General features: G+C 52.6%; 9 protein-coding genes. 2 read left to right on the top strand and 7 right to left on the bottom strand.

What is annotated here, in order from left to right; translation table 11 throughout:
* Positions 1–4: 4 nt before the first annotated feature.
* The 4 genes from FPG75_RS06140 to FPG75_RS06125 all read right to left on the bottom strand — a co-directional run bounded on the left by FPG75_RS06140 (position 5) and on the right by FPG75_RS06125 (position 11,042).
* Entirely contained in the window at positions 5–1,672 is a 1,668-nt protein-coding gene (locus FPG75_RS06140) for a RagB/SusD family nutrient uptake outer membrane protein (protein ID WP_143305885.1), read from the bottom strand.
* Positions 1,673–1,691: 19 nt separating this feature from the next.
* Positions 1,692–4,796: a SusC/RagA family TonB-linked outer membrane protein gene (locus tag FPG75_RS06135; protein WP_143305884.1), complete on the bottom strand. Its 3,105-nt coding sequence runs from the start codon at positions 4,794–4,796 to the stop codon at positions 1,692–1,694.
* 175 nt (positions 4,797–4,971) lie between these two features.
* On the bottom strand, positions 4,972–9,057 hold the full coding sequence (locus tag FPG75_RS06130; protein WP_143305883.1) for a hybrid sensor histidine kinase/response regulator transcription factor: 4,086 nt from the start codon (positions 9,055–9,057) through the stop codon (positions 4,972–4,974).
* Positions 9,058–9,434: 377 nt separating this feature from the next.
* Positions 9,435–11,042 (bottom strand): right-handed parallel beta-helix repeat-containing protein, encoded by a 1,608-nt coding sequence (locus FPG75_RS06125; protein WP_143305882.1) that lies wholly within the window; start codon positions 11,040–11,042, stop codon positions 9,435–9,437.
* Positions 11,043–11,333: 291 nt separating this feature from the next.
* Between FPG75_RS06125 and FPG75_RS06120 the strand changes: the two genes are divergently transcribed.
* Entirely contained in the window at positions 11,334–12,155 is an 822-nt protein-coding gene (locus FPG75_RS06120; protein ID WP_161596686.1) for a helix-turn-helix domain-containing protein, read from the top strand.
* Between the two features lie 73 nt (positions 12,156–12,228).
* The gene (locus FPG75_RS06115; protein WP_143305880.1) at positions 12,229–12,861 is read left to right on the top strand and encodes a class I SAM-dependent methyltransferase; all 633 of its coding nucleotides are present in this window, start codon (positions 12,229–12,231) and stop codon (positions 12,859–12,861) included.
* On the opposite strand, the gene FPG75_RS06110 is transcribed toward FPG75_RS06115, so the two are convergent.
* Genes FPG75_RS06110 through FPG75_RS06100 form a run of 3 tightly spaced genes read right to left on the bottom strand, consistent with a single transcriptional unit; the run spans position 12,858 to position 18,623 of the window.
* Positions 12,858–13,766, bottom strand: a complete 909-nt coding sequence (locus FPG75_RS06110; RefSeq protein ID WP_201747895.1) for an alpha/beta hydrolase — start codon at positions 13,764–13,766, stop codon at positions 12,858–12,860. The two genes, FPG75_RS06115 and FPG75_RS06110, sit on opposite strands and share 4 nt — an antisense overlap.
* A gap of 28 nt (positions 13,767–13,794) precedes the next feature.
* Positions 13,795–16,170 (bottom strand): alpha-L-rhamnosidase-related protein, encoded by a 2,376-nt coding sequence (locus FPG75_RS06105; RefSeq protein WP_161596685.1) that lies wholly within the window; start codon positions 16,168–16,170, stop codon positions 13,795–13,797.
* A 44-nt stretch (positions 16,171–16,214) separates the two neighbouring features.
* Complete coding sequence (locus FPG75_RS06100; protein ID WP_201747894.1) at positions 16,215–18,623, bottom strand: glycoside hydrolase family 127 protein; 2,409 nt, start codon at positions 18,621–18,623, stop codon at positions 16,215–16,217.
* Positions 18,624–18,638: the final 15 nt, after the last annotated feature.

Below are 18,638 nucleotides of genomic sequence, written 5' to 3'. Positions count from 1 at the left end.
GGTTTTAGTATCCGTTGTTCTGCGTCAGCCTGTTATTGGATGCCTGTATTTCCGCGCGGGGAATAGGCAGCCAATAATGCTTCTGCTGGAAGCTGCGGCCGGTGAGCGCCACTTTTCGTGTATACGTGAACGTAGTACCGTTCTTCGCTACATCGATGCCGTAGGCCGGCACGTTTTCAGTCGTCATCGCGATCATCCAGCGGCGCACATCATAGAAGCGGTGTTCTTCAAAGGCCAGCTCCACCCTCCTTTCGTTGCGGATACGGGTACGCATATCAGCCTGTGATAATCCCGCAGGCAGCGGCGGCATGTTCACGCCTGCACGTTGGCGCACCTGGTTCACCGCATTGTATACAGAAGCATCCGGGCCGGCGGCTTCGTTCTGCGCTTCTGCATAATCAAGCAGTATCTCTGCATAGCGTATATAGATCCAGGGCTGGAAACCAGCTACATCCCAGGGATTGTTGATCGGATAATCATCATTCTGAAACTTGCGCATGTAGTAACCTGTTTTGGAGGTGTTCCAGTTTTCATTACCATCTTTACTGTCTTTACCGCCAGGCAGGAATGTTTCTACTGCGCGGCCTCTGTATTGTGCGCCATTATACAGGATAGAAGCTGCCAGGCGCGGGTCCCTGTTGTTATAAGGGTTCTGCGGATCGTAGCCGGAAGCAGGATCGGTGATCGGTTTGCCATTGTTCATTTCATAGTCATCCACGAGGTTCTGCAAGGGCGTATTACCGCCCCAGGCGCCGTAGCCATTAGGCGCGGAAGCAATTTCCAGCGGGAAGTGAGATGCATTTTTGGTATACAGTCTTTCAAAAATGATCTCATTATTATCCGGCGTGAGGAAGAGCTTTGCATAGCCGCCGGTGTAGATGCTGTAGCGGTTAAGGTCTATTACTGCTTTGGCGGCAGCGGCGGCGGCAGCCCAGGTACCGGCATTATAGAGCGGGCTGGCGGCATACAATGCCATCCTGGCTTTGAGGGCCATAGCAGCGCCGCTGGTGGCGCGGCCCAGTTTCCAGCTGTCGTTGTTGGCAGCGGGCAAACCGGCAGCGGCGGCATCCAGCTCGGCGAGGATATAATCCACGCAAGGCTTGATGGCAGCGCGCTGGAAGAGGGCATCGTCTGCGAGATTATCGGTGAGATTGTATACTTTATCTCCCATCAGCACTACGCCGCCGTAGTTGATCACCAGGTCGAAGTAGCGATAGGCGCGGATGAAACGCAGTTCTGCCGTGAGCGTCTTGCGGTGCGCCTCGCTCATCGGTACTTTGCTGACATTTTGCAGCGCGTAGTTGCACTCGCGGATGCTGCGGTAGCTCCTGCCCCATACGGTGCCGGCAATACCGAGGTTTTCGGGCGCCAGCTGCCCACGCACGATGAGCCAGGTGTTATCGTCGTTGTTATAGATGGCTTCATCGGAGAGAGAGCTCCACATGGCCCAGGTAAAGCCCCTGCCAAAGCCGGGGATATCTTCTTTGTCCTGCAATTTCACGCCCAGGTAACGGTTCACCACAAAGGCTTCAAACAGCAGGGAGTCCGATAGCAGCGAGCCTTGCGATACCTTATCCGTAGGACTGATATCCAGGAAGTCGCGCTTGCAGGAAGTGACGCTGCCCGCGATCATCATCACAACAAGGATATATATTATATGGTATGTTCTCATGGTCATTATTTATTTAAGATCAGAACCTAACGTTTACGCCTATATTAACAATACGCTGCTGCGGATAGAACTGCCCGCTGCCGCTGCTGCCTTCCGGGTCATAGTCTTTCACACGGGTGAAAGTGAGCAGGTTGAAAGCGTTCACGTATACGCGCAATGATTGCATATTCACGCGGGAGATCAGCGATGGCGGCAGGTTATAGCCCAACTCGATATTTTTCAGGCGTAAGAAGGAAGCGTCATTGAGCCAGAAGGTGCTGGGGTACAATCCACCGTTCACGGAAGAAGAGGCGCGGGTATCCACACGTGGATAGCTGCCATTCGGATTGTTGGGGCTCCAGCGGTTGTCGGCCCAGCTGCTGTAGAAATTACCGACAGTACCGGATTCCGGCAGCACATATTGACTTACATGCGTTTGTCCGGCCCATACCATCGACAGGTCAAAATTCTTATACGCTGCATACAAATTGATACCATAAGTGATCTCGGGGATGTTGCCATACTTCGTTCTGATCTGGTCATCTGCGGTGATCTTTCCATCTCCATTAATATCTTCATAGATCAGGTCGCCCGGTTGTGCGCCAGGCAGGTGAACAGATTTGTTGATCTCATCCTGTGAACGATAGATGCCGATGGCTTTGTACAGGAGATAGGTGTTGAGCGGACGGCCCGTCTGGCGCTGACTTTCGAGCACGCCGGGCGCTTCGTCGATGAACACAATTTTACTTTTTGCAAAGGTGAAGTTGCCGGAAACGCCGTAGTGGAAATTCCCCTGGCGATGATCATACCCTGCTGTTGCTTCAAAACCATTGCTGTTTACCTTGGCAATATTTTCAGAAGGCACCAGCGGATCGCTGCCATAAGGATTCACGATGCCGGATACCCAGGGAATAGAGGCGTTGCGCACCGCCAGGATATTGGAACGCTGCTGACGGAAATAGATAAATTCAAAGGAGATATTTTTGAAGATCGTACCCTCTATGCCGAAATCCGCCTTGCGCGCGTCTTCCCAGTGAATGTTGGCATTGGCCAGCTTGGTAAGATCAATACCGGGCGTGATGCTGGAACCAGATACAAACTGGTTATTGAAAGAATAGTTATCGAAATACTGGAACAGCGCTACGTTATCATTACCCAGCGCGCCATAAGAAGCGCGCAGTTTCAGGTTGTCCACGAAGCTGATGCCATGGAACCAGGGTTCCTGCGAAATGCGCCACCCTACTGATGCTGCGGGGAAGGTACCATAGCGGTTGCCCGGCGGGAAGATAGAAGAACCATCGATACGCACCTGCAGATCGGCCAGGTATTTTTCGGCATAATCGTATGCCACCTTGCCGATGTAGCTTTTGCGCGTGAAATTATAACTGCTGCCCGAGTTATCTTTATCCGTAGCAGCGGTACCGCCCTGCGACAGCTCAGGAGTGAGCGTGGTGGGGAAGTTCAGGCGGGAAGCGCCAAACTGTTCGCGTTTGATGGTGCTCTGTTCGTAGCCCGCAAAAGCGTTGACATTGTGTTTACCAAAACTGCGCAGGTAATTGAGTTTGATGTTGGTGGTTACCTGCGACATATTATCCTGGCTTTCATTGAGCGTAGCTGCGCCGGAGGAGCCGCCTACAATCCTTTGATTATAGGTGTTGCTGCCTTTATCATAAGAATACACCACATACGGCGTAGCGAATGATTTACCAAAGTTCCAGGATTTATCTACCGCCATAAATCCATCTACCGACAATCCTTTTACACCGGGGATATCATAGCTTCCTTTGAGGATGCCGTTGAACACCTGTTTGGGGTTGCGGTTCACGCCGCCCGCATCTGTGGCCATCATCACGGGGTTGTTGCCTTCGATGCCAATGGATGGCAGGCCGTTGGGATAGATCGCAGGGATGGTAGAATAAGCGCGGTAGATAGAACGGAAGATATCACCGGCGCCCGTGGTGGGGAAACGGCGGTCTTCTTCCCTGCCGGAAAGGTACAAGCCTACACGAAAATCTTTCGTGATGTTTGCATCAATATTGGAGCGGAAGCTGTACTGGTTGTATTTGGTAGCGCCATTGCGGTAAAGGCCATCCTGCGACAGCATACCGGTAGATACATAATAGCGTACATTCTCGGAACCGCCGGAGACAGAAACATTCGCCTGCTGCTGCATCGCCGTTTTCTTCAGTGTTTGCCGCGCCCAATCGGTATTGGGATAATTGAGCGGATCGGAGCCATCGGCGAACTTGCGGATCTCATCAGCAGTATAGTGCTGGAACATGCCGCCAGCGGGATTGTTGTAGTAGTCGATCTCATTGTTGATGGCGGCATAGGTTGCCGCATCGGCCATTTTAGGCAGGCGGGTGGGCGATGAAAAGCCCTGGTTGAAGCTGGCGGAGATCAGCGGCTTGCCTGATTTACCACGCTTGGTGGTAACGAGTATTACGCCGTTGGCCGCCCTGCTGCCGTAGATGGCGGCGGAAGCGTCTTTCAATACAGAGATGCTTTCAATATCATTTGGATTGAGGCGTTCCAATCCGCCTACCTGTCCTGGCACGCCATCTACCACAATAAGCACATCATTGTTGCCGGTAGTGGCGAGGCCGCGGATGGTGAAGGAAGAGCCGTCATAACCGGGCTCTCCGCTGCGGTTGTTGATCACGATGCCGGAGAAGCGCCCTGCCAGCGAGTTAGATACGTTGGGCTGCGGGCTTTTAAGCATATCGGCGCCTTTCACTACGGAGATGGAGCCGGTGAGCGTGGCTTTCTTTTGGGTATTATAACCTACTACCACCACTTCGCCAAGGTCGGCATTGCGGGATTCGAGCTGGATATCGAGCCCGGTGCGCAGCTGCGGCGTGATGGCCACTTCCCTGGTGGCATAGCTCATATGCGAGAATACCAGCGTAACGTTGTCGCCGGCATTCAAAGCGAACTTGCCATCCCCGCCGGTGAGCGTGGCCGTTTTAGTGCCTTTTACAATAACGGTTACGCCAGGTACGGGGCCATCAGCCGATCTTACCGTTCCGGTAATGGGCTGCTGTGCCAGCGCTGGCACACTCCAAAGCAGCATACAATAACATAAGAGCATGCACCAATGACGGTGCAGCGGACGTGGATTTAAGGAACGTGACTGTCCTTTCATGAAGACGTGGTTTTAGTCTGAAAATTTGTGTTGGTTGACATCAGCGGCGGGATAAGTCTTTCACCTGCCATGGAATTCATTGGCCGCAAAATAGGCCGATCAGGCAGCAACACGAGGGGGGTAAATCACGAAAAAAGGGGGACAAACTAACAGAAAAGGGCCTTGCGGCCCTCATTTATCTTTCCTGCTGTGCAATTACATTACAATCCTGGTTAAAGGAGAAGCGGTACCGCTTGATATATTCTGATGGGGTCATTCCAAAGAGCTTTACAAATTGCTCCCGGAAATATTTCACATCACTGATGCCCACCTGGAAAGCTACCTGACCGATGTTCAGGTTATCGGTGAGCATCAGCACCGCCGCCCGCCGCAAACGGATAGACCGGATAAAGGCATTGAGCGATTGCCCTGAGATGGATTTCACTTTCTGGTATAAACCGGAATGGCTCATGCCCATCAGTCTTGAAAATTTCTTGATATTAAAATCTTCGGCATCCAGGTTGGCTTCTATCACCTCGATACATTTTTTGAGGAAGTCGCGGTACTCGGCGGGCACTTTCACGGTCGTTTCCCGCAGCGTGATGTTATCGAGGAAATAGCGTTGCAGCAGCCCCCTGTTCTTCAGGATCGTTTCCACGCGGGCCAGCAGCAGCTCCCGGTCGAAAGGCTTGGTGATGTAATCGTCCGCACCGCCTTCGATGCCTTTCAGCTTTACCTGCGCATCGGTGGTGCCGGTGAGCAATATCACAGGGATATGCCCGAGGTTTTCCGATAGTTTGATTTTGCGGCACAGCTCCAGGCCATCCATGCCCTGCATGCTGATATCTGTGATGATGAGATCCGGCGCATGTTCCTGCGCCAGCCGGAAACCTTCGATGCCATCAGCCGCCGTGTACAGCAGGTACTGCGCATGGAACAGCTGCCGCAGGTAAGCGCTGATCTCGGGATCATCGTCGATCAGCAGGATGGATTTTTTGTTGGTCACTACTTCTTCCGCGGTTTTACCTTTGTGGTTTACCACAATCGTCTCCGGCGCTGTGGGCTGTTCGGTATTTTCCACCAGCTCTTCCAGCAGGCCAGAGCTGCTGAGTGATGATGTTTCCACCATATGATCTGCGGGCAAATGGGCATCGCCTTTCAGCAGGGTGATGGTAAAGCGCGCACCGCCTTCGGGCGCATCGGTACATACTACCTGGCCGTGATGCTGCTCCACAAAATGTTTCACCAGGTAAAGGCCGATCCCGAAACCGCCCTTCTGTGGCCCTTTGTGGGCGATCTGCCGGAATTTCTCGAAAATGCGCTGCCGGTCTTCTCCTGCTATCCCGCAACCGCTGTCATCTACCTCAATCATCACCCGCTGTTCTTCTTCCCGTATCTTCAGTTCAATCACCCCGCCTTCCGGTGTGAACTTGAATGCGTTGGATAATAAATTGAACAACGCGATCTCTATCTTCTCCTGATCAAGATATAATTCCAGCGGCGTGGCGGCAGCTATAAAATGATATTGAATATTTTTTGCTTTGGCCTGCTGCACAAAACACTGGAACACCTCGTGGCAGAGCGCATGGATATCCTGCCGGGATATTTTGAGCGAGTCCGCACCGCTGTCGGCTTTGCGGAACAGCAGCAGCTGATCCACCAAACTTAGCAGGCGGCGGGCATTGCGGTAGATGGTGCCCAATTCTTTTTCCACCTGCGTATGCTTGCCCACCATCTCTTTCACGGGGTTGATGATGAGCGTGAGCGGCGTCCTGAACTCATGGGAGATATTGGTGAAAAAAGATATTTTCTTTTCATGCAGCTCCTTGTCTTTTTCCCGGGCCAGGCGCGTGAGTTTTATTTCGTACTGAAGGCGCTGCTGGCGCGCGGTGTAGCGGGTGTATAGCCATACGGCGCCCATCGCCATACTGATGTACAGCAGGTAGGCCCACCAACTCCGGTACCAGGGCGGCAGCACCGTGATGCGAAGCGCCTGCACCTCGCTGCCCCAGCGCCCGAGGGCATCGGTAGCGCGTATACGAAAAACATAGCTGCCCTCTTCAAGGCGGGAGTAATTGGCGGTATTGATATTGTTGCTGTAATTCCAGTGTTTATCCCAGCCATCCAGGTAATAGGCGTAACGGATCTTGTCGGGCGCACTGTATTCCGGCGCTACAAAACTGAGCGCTACAGCGGAACGGTTGTATGGAATGGTGATCTTGTGCACGTTCTCCAATGTCCGCTCCGTGATAAAACTGCTATTGGTTTCGAGGGGGCGCCCGTCTACCTGTATACCGGTAAGATAAATATCTGCCGGGCGCGCCTGTGTGCGCACACTGTCGGGGAAGAAGATATTGAAGCCTTTGATGCCGCCAAAGAGGAACTCGCCGGAACGCAGCGCCAGTGCGGCATTGAAGCTGAACTGATTACTTTGCAGCCCGTCGGAAATGGAGAAGCTCCTGAACTTTCCTTCGCGGGCATCAAAGCGCAGCAGGCCGGCGAAAGAGCTGAGCCAGAGGTTACCGGCCTTGTCTTCCAGCATGCGCAGCACGGTGTTGCCACCAAGACCATTATCTTCATCATAGCGTTTATACGTTCCCGTTGTTCTGTTGAACAACAGCAGGCCGCCGCCCTGGGTGCCTATCCAGAAATTCCCTTGCCGGTCTTCATGGATGCTGCGCACCGTGTAGCCGATCTGATAGGCGATATGTTTTTTATGGAGGGTATCGATTTTTATGAGAGATGAATAGTTGCCGCCCCAAAGGTTGCCGGCCTGGTCTTCCGCGAGGCATTGTATGTTCACGATATTTTTGTCGAACAGCTCGAAGCGGTCGGCGCTTTTATTGAAGCGGTATAGCGTGCCGTCGTTGCTGGTGCTGGCCCAGAGCGTCTTGTGGCGGTCTTCATACAGGAACCATACTTTCTTTTCTTCCTTGTTGGTATGGGTGTTAAAGCAGGTATAATGCACAAAGCTGCCCTTGGCTTTGTTGAAGCGGCTTACGCCGCCCATCCAGGTGGATACCCATAGTTGTTGTGCGGCATCGCTGACGATGCCTGTCACAAAATTGCTGGCGAGCGAGCTGCTGTTATGCGGGTCATGCGTGTAAACTTTGTACGTATTGCGATTGCGGTTCCAGCAGCGCAGGCCGCCGCCATCGGTGCCGATCCAGATATCGCCATTGGGTGTTTCGCAGAAAGAGAGGATGAAATTGCGGTTGGGGTTACCGGGCTTTTCTTCTTTGTAGAGCACTGTGGTGAATGGGCTTTGCTGTGGCGCTATCACGTTCACGCCCCCACGCAGTGTGCCGATCCATTTGCGCGACTGTTGGTCTTCATAGATGGCGTATACCGCGCTGCTGTTCACCAGTGGCTCGCCATCGGCCGCCACAAAGGGTTGCGCCCTGGCGGCATCTTTTTCAAGCGTATAAACGCCCCGGCCATCAGAGGCGATCCATAGTTTACCTTTGGCATCGATGCAAAGCGAGGATACTTTATGATTGGCATCGGTATAATTGCTGCTAATCGCTGCCGTTTTTACATCGTAGTGATACAGGCCATTGTCGTTACCGATCCAGAGGTTGCCGGCGGCATCTGTTATCAGGCAGTTGCCTTGCCGCATCACGTTACTCACACAGCTTAGTTTTCCATCCCGATAGGTGCAGAGGCCTTTATCCTGTATGAACACCCATATCACGCCCGTGTGCTGATCTTGCGTGAGCGCTGTTACCTGGCTGCTGGCGGTATAATGTCCATTTTCGTATAGGGGTATCTGATAGCCGGTATCGCTGCCGGGGGCGAATACGAGCAGGCCGCCTCTCTCCGATCCGGCATAGATCGTACCTTTTCTATCTGCCAGGATATTGGTAACAGGGAAATTGATATCTGCCGCTTTCTTCGCGCCATAAGGCTGGTAACGCGCCGACGAAAAATAATGCCGGCCAGAGTGATATACGCTGATGCCATTCCTCCCGCCAATCCAGAGATTATGTTCTCCATCGCCCGCGATGGTATATATCTCGTTACCTTTCAGCGAGGCATTGTCGCCGATCCTGTTGCGGAATACCGTAAACCGGCTGCCATCAAATTTATTGAGGCCATCGAAAGTGCCGAACCACATGAAGCCTTTATAATCCTGGTATACACAGGTGACGGCATTGTTAGACAAACCATTTTCAATACCGATCACTTTCACAAAAGGATCTGCGGCCAGCAGGCCGGCAGGTAACAACAGCAGCATAAGCACCAGCAGGCGCTTGACGTGGAATAAGCCGGGACGCGACATGAACTAACGGTTTTGGTGTTGGCGATGCTGCAAACATAAGCAATAAAAAAGCTGCGGCGCACATGCGCCGCAGCTTTTTTATAATTTGAATATTACCTACAACACGCAGATGGAGCAAGTAACATTGTCCGTAGCGCAACCATCCGTGCGACAGGGATTGCCTGCGGTATCACACACACAAACAGAAAGTACAGGCGATGAGCAGATCCCTGCTTTTACGGCCGTAGTCCATCCGCTCAGACTGGCTACTTTAATTTTTTTCAACTGTAACTTAGGTGAAGTCGATTGCTTTTTCATAATTGGTGGATTTTATTGTTGCAATCAATACTGATTTACAAAGCAAAGTTAGTTCCACCAGATGCAGACAGCTTACAGTGTTATTTCACATAAGTACTGCCCTGATCCTGTCCGAATGTTGCCGGGCGGTTATCAGCGGTAGGCTTATCGGGTACGGGAGGCGCAGGAGCGGTCCAGTCCTTCCAGGATACACGGGAGCCATCGGGCGCCGTTACTTCAAATCCGGCAAATTGCCAGTCGCCGAAATAATGGTTATTGCGGAACACATTACCCTGCTGAAAGGTGATCCGCCAGGGGATCTGGTAGCCGGCAAATTCAGGGAAGGAACCGTACTCGGAAAATATCCCGTTGATACCGCTGTAGTTGCCGCCTCCCACCTGCGTTTTGTCTATCCTGAAATCATTATTCTCTACTATCACATTTTCTGTTGACCAGCGGCAGATAAATTTATCGACAATACTGCCGGGGATTACATCCGATATACCGGATTTACAGGGAGAATCATCGTACAGGCTTTTCATCTTGATAGTGCCCGCCTGGTGGGTGTTGGCACTGGATCCGCTATACCTGTTTGAATTCTCCCACAGTACTACGCCACCCCAGTTATTTTCAAAATTATTATTGCTGATCAGCATGGGAAAAGTGCGCATATTATATCCCTGCGGGCTGCCAGCTTCGGAAATATATATTGCCGGCACCGGGAAATAATCTCCTTTTCTTGCACTCTCCATACCAGCAACGATCGCATTCTTCCTAAAATTATTGAAGCGTACGCTGGCATCATAACCGGCTTCTATCATCAATCCATTTCCATCGTTGTCGTTGATATAATTATTTTCGATCAGGAAGCCACGGTTATTATTATCCAGCCACAGGCCTACTCCTTTATTGTTATGCACCCAATTATTTGTTACGGTGACATTTTTGTTGATCCAGAATTTTACGCCGCCGGTACAGCCGCATCCATCGATCTTTTTCTCCCAGTCGTCTGTATTGTTACCTGTAATTTCGTTATGATCCAATACAAAATTGGCCACCTCGTTGAGCTCTGTTCCACAACAGGAGTTGATACCATATTGACCGTTGTCTTTTATACAATTATAACGGTAAATATTATTAGGTCCGGCCATCAGGCCTGCGCCTTTGTTATTGGAGATGGTATTATACTCGATGGTCCATCTGTCGCCGGCATCGTGGTTCACAACGCCTTCGTCGCGCGGCGCCATGAAGTTGCGGATGGTAAGATAACGGATCGTTACGTTACTGGCCCGTTGTGTAAACGCGTACTGGTTGATATGCTGGCCATCCAGGATGGCGCCTGGCGCACCGATAAACGTGGTACTGTCGGCCGGTATGATCTGACTAAGCGTATCTTTTCCGATGGTATGCACGCCGGATTCCAGGTAGAAAGTGGCTCCTTTCACATGAAAGTCGAAACTATGGTTATCACCGGCCGGCACCCTGATTGCGCCGGCTGGCGCAGTAGCAGGCCCCGTCAACAATTGCGTGTTGCCGCAAACCTCCGCAGGTGGCGACGCCGGCCACGCGCTGGTACCGGAGGTATTTGATCCGCCGTGGTCATTTTTACCACCCAGTACATCAGGTTTATGACATCCGGTAAAATAAAGGATACATAGTGGAAGTAAAGATCCACAGAGCTTTTGCAAGGATAGATCAGTTTTTCTCATAGGAGTTGAATTTGGTGAATAAAGGTTTCAAAGGTATTCATGGCAGACATGGTTTGGCCAGGGTAAATACTTTAGCGTCCAACAAATTGACTGACAAATGCATCATGGGTGTAAACCTTCCTTCAGTACAGCAAGGCTTTGGGCAAATGACTACAGCACGGTTCTTCAGACTGGTTCCGTTATTATTAACGGCAAGCAAGGTACAACTAAAATGAAATATTTATCATGGGGAGATTTTTTTTAAGGAGATATTAATCATTGGCATACTCCCTACCTTTACATATGGCCAAGATGCAAACAATTCCTGTACGGCATATCGCCGCAATGCCGGCGGCCTTCTTCATCCGCGATGTAGCGGAGATGATGGGCGGTCGTGATATGATACAAGACATACACCGGCATGATTTCTTTTTCCTGCTGGCGCTGAAAAAGGCCAGCGGCAGCCATGAGATTGATTTTGAGCCTTATACTGTGAACGATCATTGTGTGTTCCTGCTGCGGCCCGGACAAGTACACCAACTTGTATTACACTCACCCTGTGAAGGCTACCTGCTGCATTTTACACCCGATTTTTATCATAGCCCCTTGCTGCGCGAGGCTTCCATGCAAAATGCCTGGCAGCTGGATAGCCGCCAGTGGTCAGCGTTGTATCCTTTGCTGCAACATATATTCCAGGAAAACAGGCAGCAGGAAGACAAATACCTGGATGCCATCCGCGCCAGCCTCGATCTCTTCTTCATCGGGTTGTTACGGCGCCGGCAACAAGCGCCGGCAGCACCCGGCGATTCGTATATACAGCAACGTTATCATGAGCTGATCGCCTTACTGGAAACGCACCTCTCCCACCACAAACAAGTGGCCTGGTATGCCGCACAGCTGCATCTCTCCATCTATCAGCTGAATAACATTACCAAAACTGCCGCCGGGAAAAATTGCTCGGAGCTGATCAACAACTGCATCATCCTTGAGGCAAAAAGGTTGCTGCTGGCCACCCCGGCGCAGGTGAAAGAAATCGCGTGCCAACTGGGGTATGAAGATGCTTCTTATTTTGTACGCTTCTTCCGTAAACATACCGGTCACGCTCCACAGAAATACCGGCAGCATTTCAGATAAGTACTGTTGAACTACGTTTTTGTCCTGCTCCGCAAAGTCGCCAGGGGGCTAAATTGCAGCAAAAAAGCTGTTTATGAACCGGGAGGAAGATTACAAAAGAAAATGGGAGGAACGCTACCAGGAAGCTACCTATGCTTTCGGCAAAGCGCCTAATGAATTTTTCCGGGAATGGCTGCCGGAGTTCGCACCCGGCGCGATCCTGATGCCGGCAGACGGCGAAGGCCGCAACGGCGTATATGCGGCACAGTTAGGATGGGACGTTACCGCTTTTGACCTCAGCATCACCGGGCAGGCCAAAGCCCTGCAACTGGCCCGGGAACGCAACGTATCTATCGATTACATCGTGGGCGACCTCGCACAACTATCATTCGACGATGCCCGGTTCGACGCCATAGGCCTGATCTACGCGCATTTTGCGGCAGAGAAGAAATCCCTGTTCCATCACAAGCTGGACGCCTGTTTACGCCCCGGCGGTATCATTCTCCTCGAAGCCTTCAGCAAGCGTCATCTTGATTACAGGCGCGCGCACCCTGAAGTTGGCGGCCCCACAGAAATAGACATGCTCTATTCCCGCGAAGAGCTGCTCAGCGATTTCAGCAACTATGATATCCTCTTACTGGAAGATACAGATGTATGGCTCGATGAAGGGGAATCTCACATCGGCAAAGGCGCCGTGATCCGCTTCGCCGGGAGAAAAATGGCCTAGCGTATCCAGTTGTTTCCACGCATCCATTGCAGGCAGCGGCCAAACCAATCCGCGAAGGGCGGCTCTTGCAGAAAGCCATGATCGCCCTTTTCATATATGTGCAAAGCCGCCGCTACGTGATGCCTGCGCAATGCCTCATAAAACTGTATGCTGTTACTCACCGACACTACTTTATCATCTGCCGCATGCAGCAGCAAAGCAGGGGGCGTAGCATTGCTTACCTGCCATTCATTGGAAAAGGCAATAACATCGGCCTTCTTCGGCGATGCGCCTAAAAGGTTGGTACGCGAACCTTGGTGGCCGATGCTGTCGGAAAAGCTGATCACCGGGTACACCAGCAGCATGAAATCGGGGCGCAGACTAACATGCGCGGGATTAGGAATGCACCCTTGCGAAAAGTGTGTGCCCGCCGTAGCCGCGAGGTGGCCACCCGCAGAGAAGCCCATGATGCCTACGCGATGCGGATCGATATGCCAGCGCGCTGCCTGTTGCCGCACCGTCAGGATGGCCTGCTGCGCATCCTGCAAAGGCCCGATGGATGGCGTTCGCATGGTATGCTGGTCGGGCAGGCGGTATTTCAGTACAAAGGCAGTAACGCCTTGTTGCGCAAAGGCCCGCGCCACCTTCTCCCCTTCCATCTTGATACAAAGCAGGTGATAGCCGCCACCGGGGCAGATGATCACCGCCGTGCCATTGGCTTTGCCGGCCGCGGGCGGGTACACCGTGAGCGTAGGCCGCGATACTTTCAGGACCAGCGTATCCACGGTGGCATCGGGCCGCCTTTCTTCCGCATCAGCCACTGCAATTGAATTGGGGATACTGTCCGTATAAAGTGGCCACTGCTGCTGCGCAGCGGCTGTAGCGGTTTTCAGGCAGACAAGCAGTACGAATAATTGTTTCATCATATCCTTTAAGATGGTTGCGTCCTTCTCTCTATAACCTCACCTGCTGGCTGCCTTCATGTAATGGCATCTCTTTACCCTGCCAGCTGAAACGCCCGTTAAGGCCTGGCGGCAATATCACGGTACCACTAATTCCCTGCGCTCCATTACGTGTAAGCGTTACCGTTATATTGCCTGCCGGATGCGGTAATACGCCATGCACCTGCGTTAGCGGCCCGGGAGCAGGCGCTATCAATACTTTGCGGAATCCAGGTGCATCGGGCACGATGCCGCAAATGGTAGCCAGGAAATCGTAATTTGGACTGGCCGCCCAGGCATGACAATCCGAGCGCGTAGGCTCCGGTTTTTCTGCGAAAGTGGTAAGACCGATCTTCAGCATATTCCGCCAGGGTCCGAGCTGACTATAATACACATCCGCCATGCCGGCCTTTTTCAGCGCTTGCGTGAGATAGAATCGATAGTAAAATGTAGCCTGGCTCAGCGTGCTATCACTGAGCACTTTTTGCAAAACATGTTGCATCTCTTTGCCATCAATAGCGCCGCTGAGCGCCGCCATGATGTTCGCATGCTGGCTGTAGCTGCGCTTTTCAGGGGCATCGGCCATTACGCCTCTGGCAGTATCGAAACATTGTTGATAGGTGCGGGCGTTGAGCATAGCTGCCAGCTGCCGCCAGTGTGCAGCATTTTCTTTCTGCCCGAAATAATCTGCCAGCTGCGCTGCCTGTGATAAAGTATAGGCATAATGCAAAGTGCGGATGGCTGTATTATGCTCGCCGCCGCCATCGAAATTGTCGAGGCCAGGTACCCAGTCGATAAAGCTCCACCAGCTCAAAGGCCCAAGCATACCGGTTTGCGGGTTGATGCCGCGCTCGTGCCAGTCCAGCACATCTTTAACGGCGGAAAGGAATTGCTGGAGATAAGCATCATCCTGGCGGTACATCCAGTAGTCGTGGATCATCGATATCCAGAACAATGAAAAGGTGGGTATTACTTGTAAACGGTTACTGGGATAGCGGCCCTGCGGCTGCCCGTCGGGCGTTCTGGAATGATAGAAATCCATCAGCGCCTTGCGCATCAGGCGATCATCGCCGCTGGTGTAGAGTGAGATGAGGGACTGTATACGGGTATCGCCTTCGTATTGCAACTGTTCGTAGTAGGGGCAATCGAAATAAGTTTCGCCGGCACAGAGCTGCGCGGTACGCCAGCCGGTTTGCCAGATGTTGTTGAGAGAGCTGTCGTTGCAGCTGAAGTCCGCTTTGAGCTGCAAGGGATAGCCGGTACGCATGCCATAAAGCTCATTGATCACGAGAGGCTCGCTGCCCGTAGTGATATCCAGTTGCAGGTAGCGGTAAGTCCGGAACCAGAGCGGCCGGAACTGCCTGTCGGCGCCGCCATCGGGATGAAAGAGATCATAGTTACCGATGATCTCTTTGCCGTTTATCTCATTGCGGTTGCCTTTCTGCCCGGCTTCATCGAACAGGGCTTCTGCGTAGGTGAGTTTGATGCTGGCTCCCTTTCCTTTGCTCACGCGCAATTCCGGATAGGCGACTGTATTATACGTCTGGTCCAGCAATAGCTGCACGGTGCTGTGCGCTGGGATATGGAGCGGATGACCGCCATCTGTGAATCCTTCCTTTATATTGATCCCCCTGCTACGCCTCACTACGTATATGCGTTGCCGTAACTCTTCAAAAAGCGGGATGCTGCGCGGTGCGAGGGTCCAGAAATTATCGGTGCCGTAACCTTCCGGCGTGGCGCGGGTGGCGATAGTCATAGCGGTGTGCCAGCTGCTGTCGTTATAGCCTGGCTGCTCCCATCCCCAGGGATAGGCATTGCCCTGTATCTCATCGCCGGGGCCGGTAACGATGTAGGCATGCAGGCGCTGGCCATTGTCGGTGGAGCAGGGCGAGTAGGCGCTGTCGTGCAACACCTTCCAGTGCGTGTTGGTATTGATGATGTTCTCTTCTTCTCCATCTCCCTGTAATAAAAAACCGGTACGGTTGCTGATCTGCGCCACCGGCGCCAGCTCGCCCATATTCCACACCAGAGCTGCAATGGTATTGTTGCCGCTTTGCAGGTATGGCGCGATATCTACCGTTTCGTAATACCAGTTGAACAGGTCGCCGCGGGCAGGCCCGCTGCAAACGGCTTTGCCGTTCACGAACAAACGGTAACGGTTATCCGCAGTTACATGTACCTTGAAGGTAGCGGGTTTGACAGGCAGTGAAATAACCCGCCTGAAATGATACACGCCATATGCTTTGGCGGGAGCGCCCGGACAGGCGATCCACGAGGCAGGCCAGATGCCGGGTTTCAACCGGCCATTCACCACCGTGGATTGTGCAGGCAGCTGCATCGACAGCAGCAGCCACAACGTGGAAAAGTAAATGCAACGGATCGTTTTCATAGAAAGATAAAATACATCTTTTCCCCGAAAACTAATAACGGTGATTATTCCACCGTCCATTCGTGTACCCCGGATGAATTATCGGCCGGCAGCTGTACTTCCAGCTTCATAGCGGAAGTAGCCACAGGCTCGAAGGTGACAGTATCGTAGCGGTCTTTCGTGACAGGATATGGCACGATGTTCTTAACAGGTATCCAGCTGTTACCTTGTTTGTAATATAGTTTCCATGCGGCAGGGATACGGCAACCGCCGAAAGGGCCATCATCATACCAATACACACGGGAGCGGCTCACCGTATGAACGCTGTCGAATTCATAGCTGATCCATTCTGTTGTGCCTTTGTTAGGCCACCAGTGCAGGTAAACGGCGCTGTTATCTTTAGAGTCCTGCGGATCGTATTGGTCATTGACCGCCTTGTACATGCGCTCATTCTTCACCGATGCCAGCACCTTGCTCTTGGAAGCGATGGTGGGCGCAGGTTTCGGGCGGGCGGCCGATGTTTCGTAAGGAATCCAAACTGTCATCTCAGCAGGGCCACGATTCGCCCAGGCATAATACGGTATAGCCGTTACCGTTTGTTGCGTGGTAATTATACTATCGCTATGCAATTGCCTGCTGGCGGCGCTGCCGGGCATTTGCAAGGTCAGGATGCCATTGAGCAGTTCGGGACGGAAGACGGTTTGTACCGCCGCCTGTTTATCGACCACGATATTTTGTACCACCGCATCTTTGTTGTCCGGCCCTTCGAGGCAGAACATGAGCGGGCCGCGCTCCAGCGCAAAGCGGCGACTGTCGGCCTTCACAGGCGCAGCGGCTAATACTTTCTTAACGGCCATCGGAAAATCGATCACCAGTTTATCGCCCTTCTTCCAGGTACGTTTGATCACTGCGTAACCTTTTTCTATTTTATAAGATAAGGGCTGACCGTTGATCGTGAGCGGGATATTCACTGCGGCGCTGTCTTCTTCTACATACAAACTGCCCGGCACAGGATGGCCCTGCGCCCATCCGGGGATACGCACCCGCAATGTGAAAGGCAGCGGCCGCGCAGGTTCCAGCGTGATCTCATCTCTTCCCTCCCATGGATAATCTGTCTGCTGTATAATTTTTATCTTCCCCGATTTTAATTGTATCTGTGCGGTATCTCCTACAAAGAGATTCAGGTAGAGATCATCGTCTTTCTTTGCATAGATGTAACCCGGCATCGAAGGCAGGAAGCGGGTCATATTGGAGATGCAGCATGCACAGCCAAACCAGGCGCTGCGTTGATGCTGCCCCATAGACGCCAGTGGATTAGGGTAGAAGAAACGATCGCCGCTGAGCGATACGCCCGAGAGCAAACCATTGTACAGCGTGCGTTCCAGCACATCGATGTAACGGGCATCGCCATGCAGCAGGAACATGCGGCTGTTCCAGTACACATTGGCGATAGCCGCACAGGTTTCCGCATAGGCCGACATGTTCGGCAGGTCGTAAGCCGCTCCGAAGGCCTCTCCTGCGCCGGTGGCGCCGATGCCGCCGGTGATGTACAGTTTCCGGTTCACTACATCTTCCCAGATATCATCGATGGCGTGGAGATATTGACGATCGCCCGTAAGCGCCGCCACATCGGCCATACCGGTGTACATGTAAGTGGCGCGTACCGCATGGCCCACGGCTTCATGCTGGTCTGTTACTTTTTTGTGCGACTGGCTATACTCCTGGCTATACGGCGTTCCCGGGCCGCGCACATCGAGGAAAAACCGGGCGAGATCGAGGTATTGTTGTTTGCCCGTCACGCGGTACAAGCGCGTGAGGCCCGTTTCCACGATCTGGTGGCCGGGAAATTTCTCTTCCTTGCCCCAGCCAAAAACACGCACGAGCAGATCGGCATTTTTGATCGCGATATCCAGCAGGGACCTTTTGCCTGTTGCCTGGAAATGCGCCACTGCGGCCTCGAAAAGGTGGCCGGCATTGTACAGTTCATGACTGAGGTCTTCTTCTTTCTCCCAGCGTTTGCTGCCGATCCACTCATGCGGTTTTGCGGCCTTCATGGTTCGGAAGGTATAGAGATAACCATCGCGTTCCTGTGCAGCGCCGATGATACTGATGAGGGTGTCGAGATATTTTTCCAGCGCAGGATTGGGCTGTACCTGCAAGCCATAGGAAGCGCCTTCGATCACTTTATAAAGATCGGTATCATCGAAGGGATATTCGGTGAGATGATCGGCAGGCAGCTTGCCTGCTGCCCGTAAAAAATTATCGATCCGGCCCGTTTTCCGGCATTGCTCCAGGGTATAGGGGATCGTTACCTGCGTGTTGGTACGCAGCTTCGGCGCCCAGAAGCGGTCGCTGACCTTCACCTGCGTGAAGGGCACCGGCCGGATCGGGTAATCTTTCTTCAATTGCGCCGCGGCAGCGCAGGAGAGCAACATGCTGGCGCCGGTAAAGAGCGCCTTCCAGTATGGCCTCATGTGTTAATTGTTATA

Origin of the sequence: Chitinophaga vietnamensis, assembly GCF_902167635.1 — a bacterium.
GTDB classification, from domain to species: domain Bacteria; phylum Bacteroidota; class Bacteroidia; order Chitinophagales; family Chitinophagaceae; genus Chitinophaga; species Chitinophaga vietnamensis.
The sequence above is the reverse complement of the archived record's forward strand: the minus strand, read 5'-3'. Positions and strand labels throughout refer to the sequence as shown.